This window comes from Ruminococcus sp. RTP21198st1_G1_RTP21198_201120, assembly GCF_040924265.1.
GTDB lineage: Bacteria > Bacillota > Clostridia > Oscillospirales > Ruminococcaceae > Hominimerdicola > Hominimerdicola aceti.
The window spans coordinates 105,616-127,070 of sequence record NZ_JBCOMH010000010.1; the positions used below are offsets into that span (position 1 = coordinate 105,616).

Consider the following 21,455-nt stretch of genomic DNA (forward strand, 5'->3'; position numbering starts at 1 on the left):
GGTTAGTGAAAATGACCGCTTAGACATATTTGGAAAAGTTCTTGGAAAATCTGATGCTTCTGCTATTACAGGACATTACCGATAAAATTGCAAGTCCTTTTTATCGGACACATCATTTTGCATAATTGACAATAAGAAAATTCTATAGAACTGAAAGAAGGGATTTTTATGGCGGTTACCAATAATATCCGAGAAATCCGAGAACAGCGTGGCATTTACCAAGATGACCTTGCCGTTGCTATCGGATTCAGCACCAAAACTGTCGGCAGGATAGAACGTGGGGACAGCACCCCATCTGCCGAGTTTATGCTACGGATTTCTAAATACTTTAATTTATTGGTGGAAGATGTCTTCCATGTAGAAGATTGAGCTGGGTAGATGCCACCCAGCTCTTTTTATGTTTGAATCGTCAACCTTCAATTCGATTATGTTTTCATCTCCAAACACATTTTTTCATCCAATGCAATGTTATATTAAATGAAAAAATCATTTGATATCATAACAAAAGTTATATTATTCTCTTCTTATATGTGCATATAATCCCAACTATAATGATAGTTATGTAATAAAGAATAGTACGAGCATTTTTAATTTTATCAGCTATCATAATTCTGTATGCCTCCTTCTTCCATGAGATTACAGCAAACGTAGTAGTAATGTCTATCAAAAGGCTTTTACATATTAGATAAAAGCATGTAAAATTTCTTTTACATAGCTTAATTGCGGTCTATTTAGCTTGTTTCTTGACTACTCATGAAAAATATTTCTACCCTCGCCCCACCTGTATTTTCAGAATTTGAAAGTTTAATACCTCCACCATATTTTTCAGCCACAGTTTTTGCAAAAAATAGTCCCATCCCATAATGGGCTTCGCCATTTCTACTTGTGTCATCCATAAAAAACTGCTCTGTGCCATGCAATAATGCTTCTTTTGTAAATCCTGATCCGCTATCCTCCACAATGAATGTCAGCCGGCCATCCTGCTCCTTTGCGTCAATATAAATGATTCCATTTTCTTTTGTATGCTCCACTGCATTCTGAATCATATTCATTACGGCCCGGAACATTGGATCATAAGCAATCGTTACCTTTTTATCACTTTGTCCCGCCTTCCAATCTATTTTCTGGTGATAGATTTCTACCAGTCCGAGTGCCTGTTCCTTTATATCTGCGAAAAAATCTTCTAACCTCACCGTTGTATAGGTAACATCACTGCAATTCCATGATTTTGTGACATCTATCAACTGTTTTACATAACTTTGTATCTGTGTTGTGCCGTTCAAAACATAAGTGATATTATTCTTCTGTTCTGTGGTCAGTTCAGTCTCTGAAAGTAGTTCTGCATTTCCCCGTACAATCGTAAGAGGTGTTTTAATATCATGCGCCAAAGCAGACATCTGTTGTTTCTTTTCCTGCTCTGTTTTCCACTGCTTTTCTAAAGATTCTCGCAATGCATCTCGCATATCATCGATTGCCGATAAACAGTCATCAAACTCTTTGATACCGGAACAGGATGTCTCATATTCCAGATTTTGATCCTTTATTTGTCTGATTGCGTCTAATACAGGCTGCATCTGCTTTTTGATTCTTTTTCCAAAACGTATGGACGGAATGATGATAATCGCTACCGCTCCAATCACTGACATAATACTCATCGCATTCTGTGGTCCTATAAAATGCTCCCTCAAAAAAGCTGAATGATATTGAGGTGTCAGGCGATATTGCAATACAACATATTCATTTTCCCTTACAATTACTTTATAAAAATATTTCCCGGATGCGTTTCCGTACTTTGCAACATTCCATGCTATCTGTTCGTATTGTTCTGACAGATCTCCACCTATTTTCTCTCCATTCTCTGAAAAGATTACATAATCACAAAGTGCAGGAATCATCTCAGCAGTTACTTTATCCGCACGTAAAATCGTATCATATGCTTCATTAATCTTTTGCTCTGCATAATTCGCCGGATAGATACAGCCCACACTAATCAAAAGGTACAGCAGCAGCCAAGCAACAATCACCAAACCTACTAATGATCCAAGCATGACCAGTACATATCTCATAAAAATCCAGCTGAGTGCATTGCTTCTCTTTACTCTTCCCATTTATATCCAATCCCCCAGACTGTTTTTATCGGTGTATAATCATAATCCGCAAATTTTGCTCTTATATTTTTGATATGCGTGATAATGGTACTGTCATTACTCTCACTGTCAAAACCAAAGACCTCTTCTAAAATCTGTTCTTTCGAGAAAACCTGTCCCCTGTTTTTAGCCAGGAATTCACAAATTTCGTACTCCGCTTTCGTAAGAGGAAGTTCCTTATCATCAACCAATAGTTTCTTTTGAGATATTTGAATACAGACCCTCCCCAAAACCATCCGGACAGAATGTTCCCTGTGCTCTCTTCTAAGATGTGCATGAATCCTTGCCCGAAGTTCCATCACTCCAAATGGCTTTGAAATATAATCATCTGCTCCCAACGAAAGTCCGTTCACCAGACTTTTTTCCTCCGTTTTTGCGGTAAGAAACAAAATCGGACAATCCACAAGTGCCCTGATTCTTTTGCATAATTCAAAGCCGTCCATTCCAGGCATCATAATGTCAAGTAAAATCAGGTCATAACGATGTAATTCTTCCATATTAAGTTTCAGCGGATTACTTACTTTGGTAACCAGATGTCCATCCTTATTCAAAATGCTTTCTATCATTTCCAGAATTGCCGGTTCATCATCAACTGCCAGTATTTTTGCCATAGTTTCCCTCGATTCTATTCCGATATTCTGTTTCCTTCCCAGTGGTTTACCCACCAAAAATAGTATACCATACTAATCCCTGTAAATATTAAGCAACCTGGTATGAATGACAACCATTCACCTACACTAGTTTCTCCCAATACAGATTGCAGATAAGTATATGGTACTCTACCCGTCCAGCAGACAAATACATATTTCCACACATAATCTCCAAGTCCGGTAAGCATCAATGCACTAATTAGTCCTGATATAATCCCTGCTCCAATGGATACCCCTTTTCCAAACTGAAAAGCCAGAATCAGCTGCCACAGATAAAGTGGAACACTGCTTCCCCACAGCAGCAATGCTGCAAATATACATCCTTTCATGATTTCGATATCGCTTGATGCGATTCTTCCAAATCCAATTCCGAATATGATTGCTGTCAATAGGATAGAGCACAGACACAAAACCAGTAGCATCAACAGTTTCGATAAAAATGCTGCAGGTTTATCCGGTAAAGACAACAGATTTTGAAAATCACCTGCATTTTGTTCCTGTTCCATCACACTTGCTGTAAAAATTCCAATAAGTACCGGAAGTCCTGCTCCTATTGCCTGATAAAATGCAATCACTTTCATATTTTCATTCCATGGTGAAAAAAAGTAATATATTAAAAATATAACGCTGGTTATAATCGGAATCAGTAAGTGTGCCAGAATCACAGATGTTCCTTTCATCTTTCGCAAGTCTGCATTAAGAGATCTTCCAATCATCTTATTTCACCTCTCTTCTCTCAAACCATTTCAAAAACAGAACCGTTACAAAAACAAACCAGATGATTGAGAGACACATTCCCGGAACAATGACTCCCGTATCCAAAAGAGGATTCCCTGCTTCTGCGGCAAGTCCATTTGGTAAAACATGAAGCAACGGGCACATCATTCGCATAGGGATTGCAGAAACAAGCGCATACCAGATTCTGGTTTGTGATATTATCACACCGCTGACGGTAATAAATAGGCAGACGAACAGGTTTACAATCATTCCAAATCGTTCACTTAAAAATAAAGCTACCGGAATCTCCCATAACTCAGAAACCGTCAGAAACAATACTGCAATCAACGCTCCTCCAACTGGAACATGTGTCGTTAGAAGAAAGCCTCCAAGCGTTGCTCCTGCAAACACAATCACATTAGAAAACAAAATCATGTACCCAATATAAATAATTTTTCCCAGCAACAATTTTCTTCTGTCTGTGGGAATAGTCATTAAATGATAGTATTTTATCTTTTTCTCCTGCGCCACAGAAAGATAACAAAATAGAGCAATCATCCCCGGCAGCAAAAGTGTATACCACCAGTTCCAAACACTTTCTGCATAAGCATTTGTCATCCCAAGAGTAAATATAAATGCCATGACAAATGTAAGAAGAGGAAATCCCCAGATAAACTTTTTTCGCATGGTTCTTTTGGCTTTTTGATGTTCTGCTTTTATAATATTAACCATGGATTTCACCTGCTTTCTGGTTTTTTCTTACCACATTCATAAACAAATCTTCAAGATTATCTCCCTGCTTTAATGCTCCTTCGTATCCTAAGATTCCACCTGAAATAATCCCGACTTTATCTGCAAGTAACTGTACCTCTGAGAGAATATGACTGGAGAGAATTACAGTGATTTCCTGTTCCGGAAAAGACCGGATCAGCTCTCGTAATTCCTCGATGCCTATTGGATCTAATCCATTTGTAGGTTCATCCAATATCAAAAGTTCCGGTTCTCCAAGCAATGCCATTGCAATGCCTAGTCTTTGCTTCATTCCCAAAGAAAACTGTCCTGCTTTCTTCTTTCCGGTGTTTGTAAGTGATACAATCTGCAAGACCTCATCAATTCTGTTTTCATCTGTACCAAGCAATAATTGTCTTACCTTCAAATTCTCTCTGGCGGAAAGATTTTCATAAATAGGCGGATTTTCAATTAACGCTCCTATTTTTGATAAATCTTTCCTATCCAAAAGTTTTCCATCAAAGTAAATCTTTCCTGCAGTTGGTTTCATCATACCGGTCAGCATTTTCAATGTGGTAGATTTACCAGCGCCATTCGGTCCAAGCAGTCCATAAATCTGTCCCTTTTCGATATTAAGTGAAACATTATTTACCGCTTTCTGCTTTCTAAAATATTTACACAAATTTTGTGTCTGCAACATCATTTCCATCTTTATTATCCTTCCTTCCATATTTCATTTCTTACTGAAATATAACCTAACAGAAAAAAATAAAGATTTGATGAAGATTGCTAAATAATTCGTCTACTCTATTTTTATTCTCGTATGGAATAAACCATCAATTGAATATCATTATCAGAACTCGGCTTTCCACTGAAATCAGCAAAGCTGTTACAAATACGAAGTCCTAATTTACAGAATATCTCCTTCAAAAATCTGTCCCGGAAGTTTTTTCTTCTCCATATACGGGAACTCTCTATCAAATGCCTCTGCTTCCTTTTCATTTACCAGATACCCTGCCGAAGGTGCATACTCTCCTGTAATTCCATTAAGATATCCCGGTATCAGTTCTTTGCACAGAAAGAAAGATGCATCCTCGCCTTCCGGCAATCCATGATAGCGGATGCCAAACTCGCTTGCCTGTTTAAATCCGCTTTTCCATAAAAATCAATATTTCCTTCAAAGCATACTGCTCCGCATCCAAGCTCTTTTGCTTTTTCCAGAGAATAATCCAGTGAAATCTTTCCTTACCCCTTCCTTTTAAGCTCCGGTGCAATACAGATTGTTCCCATGCTGCTACTCTATCATGATAGCATATGTCAAATTGACGTGCAGTTTCACGATAGCTTAACTTTTCTCTGTGCATTGTTTCCACTACTTTGATTTTGAATTCCGGTGTGTATCTTTTGTTCGGCTTTCCTTTTGGCATAAAAATGCCCCCTTTCGTTAGATTTTTTATTGGTATATTTCTATTATACCACATTGTCTAACAAAAGGGGAGCATTTCAAAAGCCGTTCCGTTTTTTGTTCTTATTAATGAGCTGTCACGTCAGAAAATTCTATGCCGACCTGCTTGCCCTCATATGTTGCAGAATACTCGAACGTTGTGCCAACAACTGTCGCCTTGCCATTGCTGTCTATCTTGAGCTTGCACTTCGGAAGCTTCTGGATATAAAGCTGTTTTGTTTCCCCAGGATAGTTGTTGTCATATATCTGAAGGATATATTTTCTGTGGCAATCAGAATCCTGAATAAGTCCGATAGCGTTCACTGTATGAGTATCGTCTATAGTTGTAACAACCGGTATGCCAAGGCTGAGCTGGTCTTCAAGCTTTTCAAAGCCCTTACTGTCGTTGTTAAGGTTATACTCTGACGAAGAATCGTCCCACTGGAGGGCGTTAAGTCTGTAGAGTGCCTTTGCGAACTCTGCGTCATTTGAGGAATAGCCACCCTTTATTTTTTCAATGCCGTTTGCTATATCCATATCAAGCAGCTCTACCTTTTTCCAGCGGAGATTGCCGCCTGATATTTTCGTAACGTCCTTTACCCAGCCCTTGTTCTTGCTGTCATACTTATAGTCATCATTAAGGGTGAGAATATCCCCTGTGCAGGAATAGTCGAGATACTTTGTAACGTCTGAATATGTGCCCGCAAAAAGGTCTGAGGTTATCTTGCTAAGCGGCACTCTTTCGTCATACTGTTTACCAAAGTCTGTTCCGCTTATGTCATAGCCTGCGGCATTGACCTTTATGTCGCTCTTATCTGACGGAGTGATATCCCCAAGAGAAGTCTTTACATTTCCGAGATACCAATCTCTTGCCATAACAGCCATGCCGAAGTCAACACTTGCGGTAGTTGTTGTTCTGAAATTCTTGAATGAGAAGCCGTTCACCTTTGGGTCAAAGCCTGTGTTGTAGAGTGAATAACCTCTTACGTTATCATCAGCGTTCGTGTATGTAACGATATCGTAGTTCAGTGTAGTAACTATCTGCTTGTAAACGTCATTAAGGGCGTTTGCGTCGGAAGCTGAGTAATACTTTCCGCCTGTGGAATAAGCAAGCTCCTGAAGCCAATCTCTGTCAACATCTCTGCCAAGACCAACTGTGAGAACGATTATGTCCTTATCCTTTGCAGTATTTGCAAGGCTTGAAACGCTTGCAGGATTAAACTCGTCAGACTCGCCGTCTGTGAGCATCACGATGATATTTCTGTATTTTCCACCGGAAGTTGCCTTGAACTCGTCCATGCACTTTTTAAGAGCCGTCTGGCTGTGAGTGCCGTTAAATATCTCTTTTTCAGACTTTATCTTATCGAGAGCTTCCGTAAGCTTCGTCTTATCATCAGTGAAGTCTACCATCTTTTTGTAGCTTCCTGTGAACTTGCAAATGCCGACCTGATAGTGGCTCTCAAACTTGTCGATAAGATTCTTTGCAAATTCAAGACGCTTGAAGTCAACATCATTCTCAGAAGAAGTTACACACTGCTCCTTTGGATACATAGAGCCGGAGTTATCAACGAGGAAGCAGATCCTTGTTGTGGCTTCATCGTTTACAGTTTTCTCAACTCCTACCACATAAGTGCCAAGCTCTGTAAGAGAAGCAGAAACTGTCTTTTTGCTCTTGTCTGCCTTTGAATCCACCTTTGTGTAAAGGGTCGAGCGTGAATCAAATCTCAGCACTGTAAGGTCATCAAATGAATATCCCATTTTGCTCAACTTTGCAGAGTCGATATCAAAAGTTATCTTTGCCGAGTTGAACTTATAGTCAGAATAAGCGTCATAAGCCTTTGTGACGATACTTGCATTTGAAGAGATACCAAAGAGGTCAAGCTCAACGAGGGTCGCACTGGCAGCGTTTGCATCGCCCTTTATTTCAAGGCGGCAGTCCCCTGCATTTTTTTCCACTGTAAGCTCTCTTTCAGCGTCATTGGTCTTTCCGTCAGACTTTGACTCTCTCGGATTTGTGCCTGCCATAAGCTCATAGCCGTCAAGAAGACCGTCACCGTCAGTATCGGCTTCAATAGGGTTCGTGCCTAGCTTTATCTCATCGCCGTCGCTTATTCCGTCATTGTCAGTATCCTCGCTTTGAAGATTAGTGCCATGACGTACCTCATCGGCATTCTTTATGCCGTCACCGTCCCAGTCCTGATCGTCAGAAAACTCCGACTCCTTGAAGGTAGTGCTTATATCAAGCTTTGTTATGACCGATTTCGCCATGGCGATACGGTTATTTTCCCTTATTTTCAGACCCACGACAACACAGGCAGCCACAAGGAACGCAAGCACTATACACAGCACCAGCAATGCTATCTTCTTTTTGCGCTTTCCTCTGTTCATGCTCTGAACAAAATCATTCGTATCAGAAAAATTTGCTTTCATAAATATTAATTCCCCTTATCAGATCACATATTTCACGATATTAATATTTTAGCATATATGTATCTCATTTGCAAGCAAAATAGCCTAGAATAATTCACAAAATAAACTGTTCTTTTTTGTTTACAAACAGTATATCTTACCAAAACATTAACAAGATAATTCTTTTATTATTAACCTAAAATAAATTAAAACCTTCTTTTTCCACAAAAAAGGGCAGCTCCTCTCGGAACTGCCCTTTGGCATAATACTATCACTCTTCTGTAACAGTATTATAAATAACGTTCACAACGAAGTCCTTGTCATAATCTACCTGCAAGATAGAATCAGGCTCAAGCTCGTCTGCAATGATCTTCTTTGCAATAAGAGTTTCGATACGTCTTTGGATAAACCTCTTGAGAGGTCTTGCACCGAAGTTCTGATCGTAGCCCTGATTTACGATAGCTTCCTTAGCGGCGTCTGTTACCTCTATGCTGAGCCTCTTGTCTTCAAGACGCTTGCCAAGCTCTGCAAGCATAAGGTCAACTATCTTGTATATCTCCGTCTTCATAAGAGGCTTGTAGTAGATTATATCGTCAAGTCTGTTAAGAAACTCAGGTCTGAACTGCTGTTTCAGCAGAGCGTCCACCTTGTCCCTTGCTTCCTGAGATATCTCGCCCTCAGGTGTGATACCCTCAAGGATATAAGGAGAACCAAGGTTTGAAGTGAGGATTATGATAGTGTTCTTGAAGTCAACCGTTCTGCCCTGTGAGTCTGTGATACGTCCGTCGTCAAGCACCTGCAAAAGGATATTGAAAACGTCAGGGTGAGCCTTTTCAATCTCGTCAAGAAGAACTACTGAATAAGGCTTTCTTCTTACAGCCTCGGTGAGCTGACCGCCCTCCTCATAGCCTACATATCCCGGAGGCGCTCCGATAAGACGGCTTACGCTGAATTTCTCCATGTACTCCGACATATCTATACGAACGATATTGTTCTCGTCGTCAAACAATGCCTGCGCAAGAGTTTTTGCAAGCTCTGTTTTACCAACGCCTGTAGGACCAAGGAACAGGAACGAACCTATCGGCTGATTTGGATTTGCGATACCGGCACGAGATCTCATGATAGCCTCAGACACACGCTCAACGGCTTCGTCCTGACCGATAACTCTCTCGTGGAGGATATCAGGCAGGTGGAGAAGCTTCTCACGCTCGCCCTCCATAAGCTTTGCAACAGGGATACCTGTCCAGCGGCAGATTATCCTTGCGATCTCTTCCTCTGTTACCTTATCTCTTAGCAGAGTGTTCTTTGTCTTTGACTTCTCTGCCTTTTCTTCTTCCTCGGCAAGCTGCTTCTGCAAGTCAGCCATTCTGCCGTATTTCAGCTCTGCAAGCTTGTTAAGGTCATATTCACGCTCTGCTCTCTCGATATCCTTTGAGCATTGCTCGATATCCTCACGGAGCTTCTGCACCTTAGAGATAGCAGACTTCTCATTCTCCCATTTAGCTTTCATTTCATTGAACTGCTCACGCATTTCTGAAAGCTCTTTCTGCACCTCATGGAGATGTTCAACTGCAAGCTTATCAGTTTCCTTTTTAAGGACAGTTTCCTCTATCTCGTGCTGGAGTATCTTACGTCTTATCTCATCAAGCTCTGTAGGCATTGAGTCCATTTCCGTTCTGATGAGTGCGCAGGCTTCGTCCACAAGGTCGATAGCCTTATCAGGGAGAAATCTGTCTGTGATATATCTGTTTGAAAGAACAGCCGCCGCAATAAGCGCCTGATCCTGAATTTTTACGCCGTGAAATACTTCGTATCTTTCTTTAAGTCCACGAAGTATAGAGATAGTGTCCTCAACGGTCGGCTCGTCTACCATAACAGGCTGGAAACGTCTTTCAAGAGCGGCGTCCTTTTCGATATACTGACGGTACTCGTTAAGAGTCGTTGCACCGATACAATGGAGTTCGCCCCTTGCAAGCATAGGTTTCAGCAAGTTGCCTGCGTCCATTGCGCCGTCTGACTTGCCTGCGCCAACGATATTGTGAAGCTCATCTATAAAGAGGATTATCCTGCCCTCAGACTTCTTTATCTCCTCAACGACAGCCTTAAATCTTTCCTCAAACTCGCCTCTGTATTTTGCGCCTGCGATAAGCGCACCCATATCAAGTGAGAAAACCTGTCTGTCTTTCAGGCTGTCAGGAACATCTCCGCTGACGATACGCTGAGCAAGGCCCTCCGCAATGGCGGTCTTACCAACGCCAGGCTCACCAATAAGGCAAGGATTGTTCTTTGTTTTTCTTGAAAGTATCCTTATAACGTTTCTTATCTCGCTGTCTCTGCCGATAACAGGGTCAAGCTTGTTCTGTCTTGCAAGCTCCACAAGATCCTGACCGTACTTTTTCAGCACGTCATATGTTTCCTCAGGGTTCTGGCTCGTTACCTGAGCGTTTCCTCTTACAGCTTGAAGAACTTTCAGAAACTTTGTTTTTGTTACCCCAAAGGTCTTGAAAATCTCTTTTACTGCACTGTTAGGGCTGTCCATTATGCCCATAACAAGATGCTCTACTGAAACATACTCGTCCTTCATTCTTGAAGCTTCCGATTCGGCTTCCGCAAAAGCCTTGTCAAGGTCGCTTGAAATGTATACAGAGTCCTGTGCACGTCCGCCTACCTGTACCTTAGGTATATCGTCAACTGATCTTGTAAGAGCCGCCTCTATATTTTCAGGGGCGATATCCATTTTTACAAAAAGCTGCGGCACAAGACCGTTTTCCTGTGAAAGCAAAGCCAGCATAAGGTGCTGCTGGTCAACAGCCTGATTTGAGTTTCTTGAGGCAATGCTCTGCGCTTCCTGCAAAGCTTCCAATGATTTCTGTGTCAATTTCTGAGCGTTCATAAAATTACCTCCCTTATCATCTTAAAAAGATATATGCTCACAGCAGGCGGAATGCTCCGCCCACCGTTTAAAGAACGACAACGCCTTTTTTCAGATATCTTTCATACATTTCAGATACCTTTCTTGCCGCCGTTTCAGGTTCTGCGGCGTTGTCAAAGTAAAGCTGAATACAGCTGTCCATACAGCTTATATAATCACCGATAGCGTTCGCTATATCCTCGTCGGTCAGCTCCGACTGAGGCGGTGCGTAAAAATCTCTTGTAAATCTGCCCTCGGCTGTTTCATAAGGCACGCCAGTAGTGAAAAGATACGAAAGATATTTTTCCTCGAGCCTTGCCCACAGCTTAAAAAAGCTGTCAAGCATTGAAATGAGCTGTGTGCTCTGAGTTCTGAAAGATACTTTCAGCCTACCCACCTTTCCGTGAAAATCTCGGCTCAGCTCTATGCTGTATCGTATGGTCGGCTTATATTTATATCTCAAAGGACTTTTTATAGACATCATAGCGTCAGAGGGCTGATTAAGGGTCTGAAACCTGCTGTCCATAAGCTGTTCTATTTTAGAGAATATCTCACGCATTCTTTTTTCAGGGGTGAGAAGCTGAACACGCTCTGCCAAAATCTGATTTATCAGATTTGAACGGCTGGTATTCATGGAATATGCCAATCTGTCGATAGCCTCCACCACATCGTCTGCAAGCACCAGACTATACACGCTCTTGTTCACTTTGCTCTCATTCCTTTCTTTAAGGCGTTCCCATATGGCGTCGCCTTTTATCACTGTACTTATTATACCACATTCTAATAATTTGTCAATAGGATTATATAATTTTAATTACGAATTATATAGATGCACAATAGAATGTATGTTCTGCACCTCTAATTTGTGCAGTTTTATTGAAAACTTGTCAAAAGTGTGATATAATAACAGATACCAAGTTGGAAAGGCGTGATAAAAATGCTCAAAGGCGTTATATTTGATATGGACGGACTAATGATAGATACGGAAAAGCTGCTCACAAGGTTTTGGTGTGAGGCGGCGAATCATTACGGCTATCCAATGACAAAGGAACACGTTCTGGGCATACGCTCTCTTGCAGCGAAGTATGCTATCCCACATCTTAAAGGCATTTTCGGAGAGGATTTTGATTACTACAAAGTTCGTGCAAAGCGTATCGAGCTTATGAACGAGTTTATCAGGCAAAACGGCATAGAAAAGAAAAAAGGGCTTGATGAGCTTCTTGACTATCTTGACAGCACAGGCCTAAAAAAAGCCGTTGCCACTGCCACCGACCTACAGCGCACCACGCTGTATCTCAGCTCTATAAATATCATTGACAGATTTGACAAGCTTATCTGCGGAAACATGATAGAAAACGGCAAGCCTGCCCCTGATATTTATCTCGCCGCCGCAAAGGAGCTGGAGCTTGACCCTAGCGAGTGCATTGCCCTCGAGGACTCACCAAACGGCATACGCTCCGCCCACGCCGCAGGCTGCAAACCTATTATGATACCCGACCTTTCACAGCCTGACGAGGAAACAAAAAAGCTTCTGTATGCCTGCTGTGATGACCTTTCCAAGGTCATAGGCGTGATACAAAAGCTTGTGTGATATGATATATTCTGTCAATCCATGTAGGGGCGAACATTGTTCGCCCGCTTTTTGTAAAAACCCTATAAAAATTGATACAATGTTACACGAATTGACACAAACGCTACATAGGGATAGTAAAACCGATAGCTTTATCACTTCGACGGGCGAACGCTGTTCGCCCCTACACTGACTACACTGATTTGCAAAATAAAATACAAAAATGCGGATACCTCCACGATATCCGCATTTATTTTTTATCCTATCTAATTAATCCTCGACCTCAGAAACAGAAGACGTGTCAGTATCCGTCTTGCTGTCCTTGTCTTTATTATCAGAAGCCTTGCCGCCCAGATACTTTTCATAAATAGCTATCTGATCCTCAACAGCCTTCAGCTCGTCCTTAGACTTTGTTGTAACACAAATATATGTGTGTCCGTTATCATCAAGTATAGTTGAAAGGGTGTACTTTGCTTCGTCGGTAAAGCCTGTCTTTCCGCCCTCGATGCTTATGCCGTCGTCAGCCTCGCCGTCACCGTCACAATCCACATAGTAGCCCTCAATTCTCTGTGCAACAATGCTTGTAAGCTCGATACCGTCCTTGTGCTGTTTTGTCTTTGAAGTTGTGTACTTTGTTGCTGTAAGCACTTCACGGCAAGTTTCGTTATCCATAGCCGCCTTTGTGATAACTGCGATATCCTGCACTGTGGAATAATGATTTTTGTTGTGCAGACCGCTTGCATTCACAAACTTCGTGCCAGTAAGACCAAGCTCCTGGATCTTAGCGTTCATAAGCTCAACGAACTTCTCCTCTGAGCCTGCAACTGCGTTTGCAAGACCTGTTGTGCCGTCAGCACCGCTCACAAGGATAGCTGAATAAAGCAGGTCTTTCATTGTAACAGTTTCTCCGGCTTCAAAGCCTGCTCTTGATGCGTTGTCCTCGATAAGAGGGTCGATATCATCGCTTGTGAACTTATATGTAGCGTCCATATCCTGAATATTCTCTGCGGCTACAAGAAGCGTAAGCATCTTTGTAAGAGAAGCAGGATATACCTTTTTCTCGTAATTATAACCTGCAACTATCTCGTTTGTGTCAGCGTCAACAAGTATAGCTGAGTTTGCTGTCATACCCTTTATATTTATATCCTGATAATTTGCAGACTTCACAGGATAATTGCTCACAGGCTCTTCCACAACTGATGAAAGGTCGTCAACCTCTGAAACCTCCTCAGAAGAGCTTTCCTCAGGTTTGCTGTTCACCTTAACAACTGCGTCTGCCACCTTGCTTGCCTGAATGGTATATCTTCCTGTCACCACCAGTGCCGCCGAGCCAACAGCCACAAGCATTATAACTATAAGCACAGCAACTATAGCTGCACCGCCCTTTTTGTTTGTCCTCTTCATTTTTACAACAATTCCTTTCCTGGTGCTTATACTGCACCTATCTCCTCTTTTTCTTCCTTATGACCATATTTCGCTTCATACTCGTTAAGAGTATCGTGACAATATTTAAGTATATCTCTTCTCGTCACAATACCTATAAAAACTTCCCTGTCATCAATAACAGGCACAAAGTTCTGATCCATTGAAAGAAGTATCAGATCCTCGATAGTAGAATAAACATAGACGGGTTTCATTCTAACACGCCTTGTTATCTCGCTTATCTTATATTTTTCCAGCTCACGCATATCCTGAATGCCATTATTGAGCATGAACCACAGAAAGTCGCCCTCTGCAAGGGTCTTTACATATCTGCCCTCACGGTCGATAACAGGCACAGCGGTAAAGCTGTGATTTTTCATTTTCTCAAGAGCCTGCCTTGCTGTGTTGTCATCATAGACAAAATCCACGCAAGCCTTCGGCTTCAAAAACTTTAGTATATTCATTTATATATATATCCTCTTGTAAGCATACGTTTTTATGCGGTAACGACCGCACCTATAATTATACCAAAAAAACGCATACAAGTAAAGCATAGAGAGGGCATTTTCCGCCCTGCGTTTTCAACAAATCTCCACGCTGAAATTGTGCATTTTGACTTACTGCTGTGCAGACTTGTAGCCGTATGTGTAAACAATGCTCACAAAACTGTCATAGGATATGGTCTTAAGATCGTCCGTCTGATATCCCCCTGCACTGAGATCGTCTGTTGTAACGCCTGCTTTGTTTAAGATACCCTGACAATAGCCAAGCCTCTGATCCTCTGACATACTGTCAAAGTCCACAAGACTTGTCGCCTGAGATACGTCAAACAGGCTGTCGTCAGCGTCCCCTGAAAGCTCGTCAACAGTGTATTCTGAAACTGTATCATCTGAGCCTTCAATGGTAAAGGTCTGCGTGTATTTTTTTAAGCTTCCGTCAGATTTATCAAAATACAGGTCGATAGCAGTAATGTATGTGTCGCCCGTATAAGTGTACTCCTCGATATCGAAATCATCCGCCTCATCACTGTTTATATGACCATAGGTTCTCGGCAGGTTTTGCTTGACTATGCTTTCAAGAACACCGTCAAGCTCCGTCACGTCTGACTTGTGATAAACACCGGTCACGTTATCGTAATCATATCCTGCTCCGTCAACATAGATAAATCCGCTGGTGCCTATATCCGATGTGACTTTCAGATAGATGTTTCCGCCCTTTTTGGCTCTTACTACCTCCTGCTTTGAGCCGTCGGCCTCTGTGCAGGTCGTTTTCAGAGTGTAGTCACCGTCAAAGATCGCAGCAGTTTTTTTAATAAGCTCACCCTGCTCGTTCAATACCTTACTATCCGCATCACTCTCGTTACCCTTGCTGTCCTCAGACTTTGCGCTGTCGGCATTGTCGGCTGTTGAAACGTTCGCCTTGCTCTCTGTGGCAGAAGAGCTGTCCTTACTATCCTTTGAACAGCCCGCTGCACACAAGCATACCACGCAAGCGCAGAGAGCCGCACATATTTTCTTTATGTCCATATGTAAATATCCTTTCAGACCATGTACTATATTTCTTTTTCAAGACAATACTGCTCTTAACATTATACACCCCTTAAACTTTTATGTCAAGAGATAAGGCAGAGCGTAAAGATCGGTGAATTATTTGCTATTTTACCTTATTTACGCACATAAAAATCACAAAAATCACCTATCAATGTATACTGTGAGTTCATGCTTTTTTCACAAAAGTCTGATATAATATTTGGGTATTCTGACGAAAGAGCACCTAAAGAAGAAAAATATATGTGAAAGAGGAAGTAAAGAATGGAAGCAGGTCTGATAATCGGAAACCAAATAATAATAATGTTCATCATCCTTATTATAGGCGCATTTTGCTATTTAAAAGGGATAATCACAAAGGACGGTACAAAACAGTTGTCCTCATTCGCACTGAATATAATCAATCCTGTGCTTATATTCATGTCCTATCAGTCAAAATATGACAAGACCCTTGTTCATGGTCTGCTGTGGTCGTTTCTGCTGTCAGCGATATCCTATGCAGTGACTATCTTGCTCACCTATGTTCTTATAAGAAAAAAGACTCCCGACCTTGCGGTGGAGCGTGTTTCGTCAATATATTCAAACTGTGCATTCATGTGCATACCCCTTATAAACGGCATTTACGGCTCAGAGGGCGTTTTGTATCTTACAGCGTATCTTACGTTCTTCAACGTCCTTATCTGGACGCACGGACTTATGACAATGAAAGGCGAGCGTGACTTTTCTTCTCTTGTGAAAGCCCTTATCTCACCGTCAGTTATAGCCGTTGTGGTCGGTCTTATTTGCTATCTTACAAATGTCAGACTGCCGAAAGTTCCTGCAACAGCTTTGCAGTACATAGCAGATATGAACACGCCTATCGCCATGGTGATAGCAGGTGCAACAGCCGCACAGACCAACGTTTTGAAAGCCCTTCAAAACCGCCGTATCTACTACGTTTCACTGTGCAAGCTCATAATACTCCCTGTGGCAGGCTTCTTTGCAATGTGGATACTTGATCCTCCTCCGATAGTTCTTATGACAGTTACCATAGCCGCCGCCTGCCCTGCAGCGACCATGTGTACAATGTTCGCTGTAAACCTTGACAAAGACCCTAAAACAGCCTCAGAGATCTTTACAGTCACCACTATCCTCAGTGCTGTAACTCTGCCGCTTATAACTATCTTTGCCGACAGACTTACATATCATATTTAAAGTCAGCCTAAGCAAACATATCCATATAAACAAAAAGACCTGTCAGCATTTCGCTGCACAGGCTGTGAAAAGATAAATAAGCTACGCTCTGCAATGCTTTCCGAAAACCTCGGAGAGCATTTTTTTATCACTCTTTTTGCTGCACCGCAGGTAATTCTATAAAAAGCCTGCCGCACACACTGATCCCCTTCATGACAACACCGTTTAAAGAGATTTCAAACGTCTTGCCTTTATAATTTTTTATCCACCCATAGTATACACCTTACTTCATCGGTGCCTCGGATAATAAAAGTATAACATATAATCAATTCACTGTCAATATTTCTTTGAACAAATAGCATATAAATTGTATATTTCAATAAAACAACCAGAAAATTTATAGCGTTTTACACAAAATTGTCAGAAAGCATTCTCAAACAAGACACAATTTCTCCGCTATTTTACTTTTTTCTGCAAAATATTATCCTCCGCCCTCATAAAAAATCTGTATACATCTCCAAGAGAAGCAAGGTCACTGCATACTGTGTCCAGCAAGTTCACGTTGAAAAGCAGCTTAGGGTCTTCACTGTCACAGCTTACACCGATATCCTTTTTATTGAGCCACAAAGCGTCCTCACGGCTAGCATTTGGAAAATGGTCACGCTTATACTCGTCACCGAACAAAACAAACTTGCTGTTGTCTTTCAGCGCCTTGTAAGCCTTTTTATATTCCTGCGCCCCTGCAAGTATCATCGCCCTCATTTCGTCCATGCTTTCTCTGTCGGTTTTGTAATATCCACAACCATAGCCGAAACCATGGGTAGAGATATAGAAATAAAACTCAGGCATGGGGTGATATTCGCTTTTGTCACGCTGGCATTTCAAAGAACACCACACGCTCTCTCTGAATATCGGTCCGCCCTTGTTGTAACGTGCGTCTTTGTAAAGCCTTGATATCTTTTTCGGGTTGCATACTATCCTGCTGTCAATATCGTTCATTATAGGTGTGAGCGCAGTGATAAGCTCTGCAAAAGGCTCTTCTATGAGCCTGTGATAATCCGCCTTATGCTCCTTGAACCATTCCTTGCTATCTCTCGTGTGATTTTCAAATAAAAAGCCGATAGCCTCTTCACTAAATAACATTTTTCTCTCTCCTTGATGTTTCTAAACTTATTATAGTATATCACGATTTGCATTTTTAATCAAGAAAAAAGAGCCTGCCAAAGCAAGCTCTCTTCCAAATGGATTTTATGAATGAAGTCCCATTTCGTAAGCGGTTTTCATGTGTGCACTGCTCTGCACTTCGCCCTTGTCCCACACGCCTGTGCCGTAAAGGATACCCTTTTCAACAGCCCCGTCAAGACAGTCAAGAGTAAATCCCCTTATGCTCTCAACTGTCTTTTCAAGGTTAGCGGCATTGGTATCAGCCGCAGTGAGTATATAATACACTTCTTTATTTACCATTTCAGTGTATCTCGGCACTGTTCTGTCAATGAGTGTCTTGAGCTGAGCGTCCATGGTGTAGAAATAAACAGGCGTTGCAAAAACGATAACGTCAGCGTTCACCATTTTGTCCATTATCTCCGCCATATCGTCTTTCTGCACGCACTTGTGAGTGCTGTTGCAAACGCCGCAGCCTGTGCAGTAGTTCACCTTAAAGTTCCTGAGAAATATTTTTTCCGCCTTGTGTCCTGCCTGCTGTGCACCCTTTATGAACTCATCGCAAAGCACGTCGGAATTTCCGCCCTTTCTAGGGCTTGCGGATATAACAAGTATATTTTTCATATTATCACCTCAAATATCAAAGTGTCTTTATAACGTCATCGGCTATCTGCTCAGGAGTAAGATGATTTTCTTTCAGCACCTCGGCAGGGTCATAGCGGTCATAGAACTTCTTTTCAAGACCAAAGCAAAGGGTCTTTACATCACTGTTGCCATAGAATCTTGCTATCTTCTCGCCAAAGCCGCCCTCAAGAACACCGTCCTCAAGAGTGATAATGGTCTTGTGGTCAGCCTTAAGGCTTTCAAGCATTTCCTTGTCAATGCCTGTGATGTAGTAAGGGTTTATTACAGTAGCCTTAACGCCTGTTTTTTCCTCGATAATCTTTGCGGCTTCAACGCCCAAGCCGTAGAATGAACCCAGTGCGATAACAGCCACCTGACTTCCCTTCTGTGTCATCTCATACTTGTTGAGCTTTGAAAGATCCTTTGTGAAAGGCTTGCCGTCTGAAACAAGGCTTGCAGGAACTCTTATTGCAACAGGGTGTTCGTTCTGTTCAAGGGACCAATCCAGCATTGCAAGATATTCTTCCTTTGTTACAGGTGCAAGATAAACAAGCTCAGGGATATTTGATATCATCGGTATATCGTAAATTCCAAGGTGAGTAACGTCACTCATGCCGTAAACCGAAGCCGCAAAAACAGCTATTGTAACAGGACTTTTATTTATGCAAACGTCCTGAGAAAGCTGGTCGTAGGTACGCTGTAAGAACGAGCTGTAAACGCCGTAGAAAGGCTTCCCACCGTTCTTTGCTATACCTGAGGCAAGTGCCATTGCGTGTTCCTCTGCAATGCCCACGTCCATAAACTGCTTGCCTGCTTTCTTTCTGACATCAGGAGTGAAGCCGAAAACCGTTGGAGTAGCGGAGGTTATAGCACACACGGACTTGTCAGCCTGCATTTTCTCAAGAAGATAATTGCAGGTAACAGTTCCGTAATCCTCGCCCTCAGCATCGTAAAGGGACTTGCCTGTTTCAGGGTCGAACGGCATATGCCAGTGCCATGTTTCCTTATCCTTTTCCGCAGGAGCATAGCCCTTGCCCTTTTGTGTTACAATGTGAACGGCAACAGGCTTTTTGCTGTCCTTTACGCCCTCAAAAGCCTCAATAAGCGAAGGAATATCATTGCCGTCCTTAACGAAAACATAGTCAAGACCCATTGCCTTGAAAAGGTTACATTCAGCCTTGCCATCAGTATCACGGAGAAGCTTGAGATTTCTGTACATACCGCCATGGTTTTCTGCGATAGACATATCGTTATCGTTCACAATGATTATGAAGTTTGTATCCATTTCCCCTGCAAAGTCGATACCCTCCAGAGCTTCGCCACCGCTGAGAGAGCCGTCGCCGATAACAGCGATAACATTGCCCTCCTCGCCCTTGAGATCTCTGGCCTTTGCAAGACCGCTTGCAAGGCTCACAGAAGTGGAAGTATGGCCAACCGTAAAAAAGTCATGCTCGCTCTCCTCTGGGTTTGTGTAGCCTGAGATATCATCGAACTTGTCAGCGTCAAGGTAGGACTCCTTTCTGCCTGTGAGCATTTTATGCGGATAGCTTTGATGTGAAACGTCAAAAACTATCTTGTCCTTGGGGGACTCAAAAACATAGTGCATTGCAATAGTGGCTTCCACCATGCCGAAGTTAGGACCAAAATGTCCACCATGCTTGCTGAGCCTGAAAAGCAGAGCCTTTCTCATTTCCTCAGCCAGCGCTGTCATTTCATCAACAGTGAGCTTTTTAACGTCAGCAGGTGAGTTTATTTTTTCAAGATACATTTTCATTTCCTCCTGTTTTACTTATAATTTTTCTTAGCTTTAGCTTACTTATATTGTACCACCTGGAGTTAGCTCCAAGTCAACAGGTTGTAGAGATATTTTACATTTTATTAACAATCGACCTAACAAAAAAGCACGGTCATGTGCCGTGCTTAGTATATTTCTCTTGAAAAAAATTAATGCCGTGCTATAATTATAGTATCACCAATATCACACCGGAAAGGTCTTGAAAGCATGAAATACAAAGTTATAGACATAAGTGAAGAGGATTACGGCTGCGAGGGCATACCGGAGGACAGCGAACTCATGTGCAGTGTTTTGATCGAAAGCTCTGACGGCACACAAAAATGGTTGAAAATAGCTGACCGATATCTCAGAGAAAACGATATTGATATAGGCAGTGTCATCACTGCAGACTAGCCTGCCTCCCCTGGAATATCACGCATTATCCACGCAAGCTGTTCTTCTGTAGGCTCTTCTATCTCATAGCCGTTGACATTGTCGCCATTGAAACAGTCTTGATACAGCTCCACCCATGCAAATGTTGACAGTTTGCAATCAGAATAGATTTCTTTTTCACCTTTGTACGGCAGATCTTCAGGATAGCAGGTCTTGATAATAGGATTTCCATAAGGGGTGCAGTCCTCGAACTTATCCAAAGAAGAACCCACACAGCACACTCCGCTCAGTGAATATCTTGCCACAAGATACTTTTCACCCTCCTCATCAGGGTTCTTTTTAAACGCTATCTGCGCCAGCTCGACAATAGCTTCTGCGGCGTATATAGGGCAAGAAATTAAATATCCGTTGTGAAACTCAAAGATCTTGTCTTCGTAATGAAAAGTCTTTCGCTTTTCGATAGTGCCATATTCTGCATACTGAAAAATATTCAGCTCAGGGTCATCGGAGTAATAGTCGGTGACAATTTCCCCTGCCTTACTGCGGAAATAGCGTTGTTTCTGCGCTTCAAGCTGGTTCGATTCCACATTTTCATCAGAAAAATAATTGTGTTCAAATTCGTCGATATCCTCAGTAAAAAACGAAGCTGTGCCGCTTGTGCATGAGGGACAGTTGGCGTCAAACAAGGTTATTTTGTATATCATATGAATTTCCTTTCTTAGAAGCAGTGCCAAGCATTTCGGTACTGCTTTTATTATATTCTATTATGTTTCCGTTTGAGGTA

The 21,455-nt window shown here is 41.9% G+C and carries 21 protein-coding genes; 4 read left to right on the forward strand and 17 right to left on the reverse strand.

The genetic code is table 11. The annotated features are described in order from the left end of the window. Nucleotides 1-168: 168 nt before the first annotated feature. Nucleotides 169-369 carry a helix-turn-helix transcriptional regulator gene (locus AB5627_RS08200; protein WP_265290659.1) on the forward strand — a complete coding sequence of 67 codons (201 nt, stop codon included), beginning with the start codon at nucleotides 169-171 and terminating at the stop codon, nucleotides 367-369. A 362-nt stretch (nucleotides 370-731) separates the two neighbouring features. On the opposite strand, the gene AB5627_RS08205 is transcribed toward AB5627_RS08200, so the two are convergent. The 10 genes from AB5627_RS08205 to AB5627_RS08250 form a co-directional block, all read right to left on the reverse strand. Then, nucleotides 732-2,108, reverse strand: a complete 1,377-nt coding sequence (locus AB5627_RS08205; protein WP_368369786.1) for a sensor histidine kinase — start codon at nucleotides 2,106-2,108, stop codon at nucleotides 732-734. Beyond that, nucleotides 2,096-2,758: a response regulator transcription factor gene (locus AB5627_RS08210; RefSeq protein WP_072521435.1), complete on the reverse strand. Its 663-nt coding sequence runs from the start codon at nucleotides 2,756-2,758 to the stop codon at nucleotides 2,096-2,098. The genes AB5627_RS08205 and AB5627_RS08210 overlap by 13 nt, the downstream gene beginning before the upstream one ends. A gap of 14 nt (nucleotides 2,759-2,772) precedes the next feature. Further along, on the reverse strand, nucleotides 2,773-3,513 hold the full coding sequence (locus tag AB5627_RS08215; protein ID WP_005330844.1) for a lantibiotic immunity ABC transporter MutG family permease subunit: 741 nt from the start codon (nucleotides 3,511-3,513) through the stop codon (nucleotides 2,773-2,775). Between the two features lies 1 nt (nucleotide 3,514). Continuing rightward, nucleotides 3,515-4,246, reverse strand: a complete 732-nt coding sequence (locus AB5627_RS08220; protein ID WP_117891565.1) for a lantibiotic immunity ABC transporter MutE/EpiE family permease subunit — start codon at nucleotides 4,244-4,246, stop codon at nucleotides 3,515-3,517. Then, nucleotides 4,239-4,952 (reverse strand): lantibiotic protection ABC transporter ATP-binding protein, encoded by a 714-nt coding sequence (locus AB5627_RS08225; protein WP_117891566.1) that lies wholly within the window; start codon nucleotides 4,950-4,952, stop codon nucleotides 4,239-4,241. The genes AB5627_RS08220 and AB5627_RS08225 overlap by 8 nt, the downstream gene beginning before the upstream one ends. 201 nt (nucleotides 4,953-5,153) lie before the next feature. After that, on the reverse strand, nucleotides 5,154-5,351 hold the full coding sequence (locus AB5627_RS08230) for a hypothetical protein (RefSeq protein ID WP_265290660.1): 198 nt from the start codon (nucleotides 5,349-5,351) through the stop codon (nucleotides 5,154-5,156). A gap of 34 nt (nucleotides 5,352-5,385) precedes the next feature. Further along, nucleotides 5,386-5,670 (reverse strand): transposase, encoded by a 285-nt coding sequence (locus AB5627_RS08235; RefSeq protein WP_022288266.1) that lies wholly within the window; start codon nucleotides 5,668-5,670, stop codon nucleotides 5,386-5,388. Between the two features lie 104 nt (nucleotides 5,671-5,774). Continuing rightward, complete coding sequence (locus tag AB5627_RS08240) at nucleotides 5,775-8,117, reverse strand: VWA domain-containing protein (RefSeq protein ID WP_337670540.1); 2,343 nt, start codon at nucleotides 8,115-8,117, stop codon at nucleotides 5,775-5,777. 250 nt (nucleotides 8,118-8,367) lie between these two features. Continuing rightward, nucleotides 8,368-10,989 carry an ATP-dependent chaperone ClpB gene (gene clpB, locus AB5627_RS08245; protein ID WP_368369787.1) on the reverse strand — a complete coding sequence of 874 codons (2,622 nt, stop codon included), beginning with the start codon at nucleotides 10,987-10,989 and terminating at the stop codon, nucleotides 8,368-8,370. 67 nt (nucleotides 10,990-11,056) lie between these two features. Continuing rightward, nucleotides 11,057-11,713 carry a hypothetical protein gene (locus AB5627_RS08250; protein ID WP_117891569.1) on the reverse strand — a complete coding sequence of 219 codons (657 nt, stop codon included), beginning with the start codon at nucleotides 11,711-11,713 and terminating at the stop codon, nucleotides 11,057-11,059. Between the two features lie 231 nt (nucleotides 11,714-11,944). Here AB5627_RS08250 and AB5627_RS08255 point away from each other — a divergent pair, with 231 nt between their 5' ends. Continuing rightward, nucleotides 11,945-12,598 (forward strand): HAD family phosphatase, encoded by a 654-nt coding sequence (locus AB5627_RS08255; protein WP_287209557.1) that lies wholly within the window; start codon nucleotides 11,945-11,947, stop codon nucleotides 12,596-12,598. Nucleotides 12,599-12,847: 249 nt separating this feature from the next. Here AB5627_RS08255 and AB5627_RS08260 read toward each other — a convergent pair whose 3' ends face one another. The 3 genes from AB5627_RS08260 to AB5627_RS08270 all read right to left on the reverse strand — a co-directional run bounded on the left by AB5627_RS08260 (nucleotide 12,848) and on the right by AB5627_RS08270 (nucleotide 15,525). Then, nucleotides 12,848-13,981: a D-alanyl-D-alanine carboxypeptidase family protein gene (locus tag AB5627_RS08260; protein WP_278643708.1), complete on the reverse strand. Its 1,134-nt coding sequence runs from the start codon at nucleotides 13,979-13,981 to the stop codon at nucleotides 12,848-12,850. Nucleotides 13,982-14,007: 26 nt separating this feature from the next. Beyond that, nucleotides 14,008-14,463, reverse strand: a complete 456-nt coding sequence (locus AB5627_RS08265) for a CBS domain-containing protein (RefSeq protein ID WP_046441579.1) — start codon at nucleotides 14,461-14,463, stop codon at nucleotides 14,008-14,010. Nucleotides 14,464-14,616: 153 nt separating this feature from the next. Continuing rightward, nucleotides 14,617-15,525 (reverse strand): hypothetical protein, encoded by a 909-nt coding sequence (locus AB5627_RS08270; RefSeq protein WP_022288259.1) that lies wholly within the window; start codon nucleotides 15,523-15,525, stop codon nucleotides 14,617-14,619. Nucleotides 15,526-15,810: 285 nt separating this feature from the next. Between AB5627_RS08270 and AB5627_RS08275 the strand changes: the two genes are divergently transcribed. Next, the gene (locus AB5627_RS08275; protein WP_022288258.1) at nucleotides 15,811-16,740 is read left to right on the forward strand and encodes an AEC family transporter; all 930 of its coding nucleotides are present in this window, start codon (nucleotides 15,811-15,813) and stop codon (nucleotides 16,738-16,740) included. Nucleotides 16,741-17,175: 435 nt separating this feature from the next. On the opposite strand, the gene AB5627_RS08280 is transcribed toward AB5627_RS08275, so the two are convergent. The 3 genes from AB5627_RS08280 to AB5627_RS08290 form a co-directional block, all read right to left on the reverse strand. Beyond that, entirely contained in the window at nucleotides 17,176-17,862 is a 687-nt protein-coding gene (locus AB5627_RS08280; RefSeq protein WP_022288257.1) for a DUF2461 domain-containing protein, read from the reverse strand. 105 nt (nucleotides 17,863-17,967) lie between these two features. Continuing rightward, the gene (locus tag AB5627_RS08285) at nucleotides 17,968-18,504 is read right to left on the reverse strand and encodes a flavodoxin family protein (RefSeq protein ID WP_022288256.1); all 537 of its coding nucleotides are present in this window, start codon (nucleotides 18,502-18,504) and stop codon (nucleotides 17,968-17,970) included. A 16-nt stretch (nucleotides 18,505-18,520) separates the two neighbouring features. After that, a complete protein-coding gene (locus tag AB5627_RS08290; protein ID WP_368369788.1) occupies nucleotides 18,521-20,272 on the reverse strand; it encodes a 1-deoxy-D-xylulose-5-phosphate synthase in 1,752 nt (583 codons plus the stop codon). A gap of 234 nt (nucleotides 20,273-20,506) precedes the next feature. On the opposite strand from AB5627_RS08290, the gene AB5627_RS08295 reads away from it, so the two are divergent. After that, nucleotides 20,507-20,692: a hypothetical protein gene (locus tag AB5627_RS08295; RefSeq protein ID WP_022288254.1), complete on the forward strand. Its 186-nt coding sequence runs from the start codon at nucleotides 20,507-20,509 to the stop codon at nucleotides 20,690-20,692. Here AB5627_RS08295 and AB5627_RS08300 read toward each other — a convergent pair. Continuing rightward, on the reverse strand, nucleotides 20,689-21,375 hold the full coding sequence (locus tag AB5627_RS08300) for a hypothetical protein (protein ID WP_368369789.1): 687 nt from the start codon (nucleotides 21,373-21,375) through the stop codon (nucleotides 20,689-20,691). The two genes, AB5627_RS08295 and AB5627_RS08300, sit on opposite strands and share 4 nt — an antisense overlap. Between the last annotated feature and the right edge of the window lie 80 nt (nucleotides 21,376-21,455).

Coding starts and splice junctions, on each gene's coding strand:
- AB5627_RS08255 (WP_287209557.1), top strand. CDS start 11,945: ATGCTCAAAGGCGTTATATTTGATATGGACGGACTAATGATAGATACG.
- AB5627_RS08295 (WP_022288254.1), top strand. CDS start 20,507: ATGAAATACAAAGTTATAGACATAAGTGAAGAGGATTACGGCTGCGAG.
- AB5627_RS08265 (WP_046441579.1), bottom strand. CDS start 14,463: ATGAATATACTAAAGTTTTTGAAGCCGAAGGCTTGCGTGGATTTTGTC.
- AB5627_RS08260 (WP_278643708.1), bottom strand. CDS start 13,981: ATGAAGAGGACAAACAAAAAGGGCGGTGCAGCTATAGTTGCTGTGCTT.
- AB5627_RS08220 (WP_117891565.1), bottom strand. CDS start 4,246: ATGGTTAATATTATAAAAGCAGAACATCAAAAAGCCAAAAGAACCATG.
- AB5627_RS08240 (WP_337670540.1), bottom strand. CDS start 8,117: ATGAAAGCAAATTTTTCTGATACGAATGATTTTGTTCAGAGCATGAAC.
- AB5627_RS08285 (WP_022288256.1), bottom strand. CDS start 18,504: ATGAAAAATATACTTGTTATATCCGCAAGCCCTAGAAAGGGCGGAAAT.
- AB5627_RS08300 (WP_368369789.1), bottom strand. CDS start 21,375: ATGATATACAAAATAACCTTGTTTGACGCCAACTGTCCCTCATGCACA.
- AB5627_RS08200 (WP_265290659.1), top strand. CDS start 169: ATGGCGGTTACCAATAATATCCGAGAAATCCGAGAACAGCGTGGCATT.
- AB5627_RS08205 (WP_368369786.1), bottom strand. CDS start 2,108: ATGGGAAGAGTAAAGAGAAGCAATGCACTCAGCTGGATTTTTATGAGA.
- AB5627_RS08225 (WP_117891566.1), bottom strand. CDS start 4,952: ATGGAAATGATGTTGCAGACACAAAATTTGTGTAAATATTTTAGAAAG.
- AB5627_RS08215 (WP_005330844.1), bottom strand. CDS start 3,513: ATGATTGGAAGATCTCTTAATGCAGACTTGCGAAAGATGAAAGGAACA.
- AB5627_RS08280 (WP_022288257.1), bottom strand. CDS start 17,862: ATGTTATTTAGTGAAGAGGCTATCGGCTTTTTATTTGAAAATCACACG.
- AB5627_RS08290 (WP_368369788.1), bottom strand. CDS start 20,272: ATGTATCTTGAAAAAATAAACTCACCTGCTGACGTTAAAAAGCTCACT.
- AB5627_RS08210 (WP_072521435.1), bottom strand. CDS start 2,758: ATGGCAAAAATACTGGCAGTTGATGATGAACCGGCAATTCTGGAAATG.
- clpB (WP_368369787.1), bottom strand. CDS start 10,989: ATGAACGCTCAGAAATTGACACAGAAATCATTGGAAGCTTTGCAGGAA.
- AB5627_RS08275 (WP_022288258.1), top strand. CDS start 15,811: ATGGAAGCAGGTCTGATAATCGGAAACCAAATAATAATAATGTTCATC.
- AB5627_RS08235 (WP_022288266.1), bottom strand. CDS start 5,670: ATGCCAAAAGGAAAGCCGAACAAAAGATACACACCGGAATTCAAAATC.
- AB5627_RS08270 (WP_022288259.1), bottom strand. CDS start 15,525: ATGGACATAAAGAAAATATGTGCGGCTCTCTGCGCTTGCGTGGTATGC.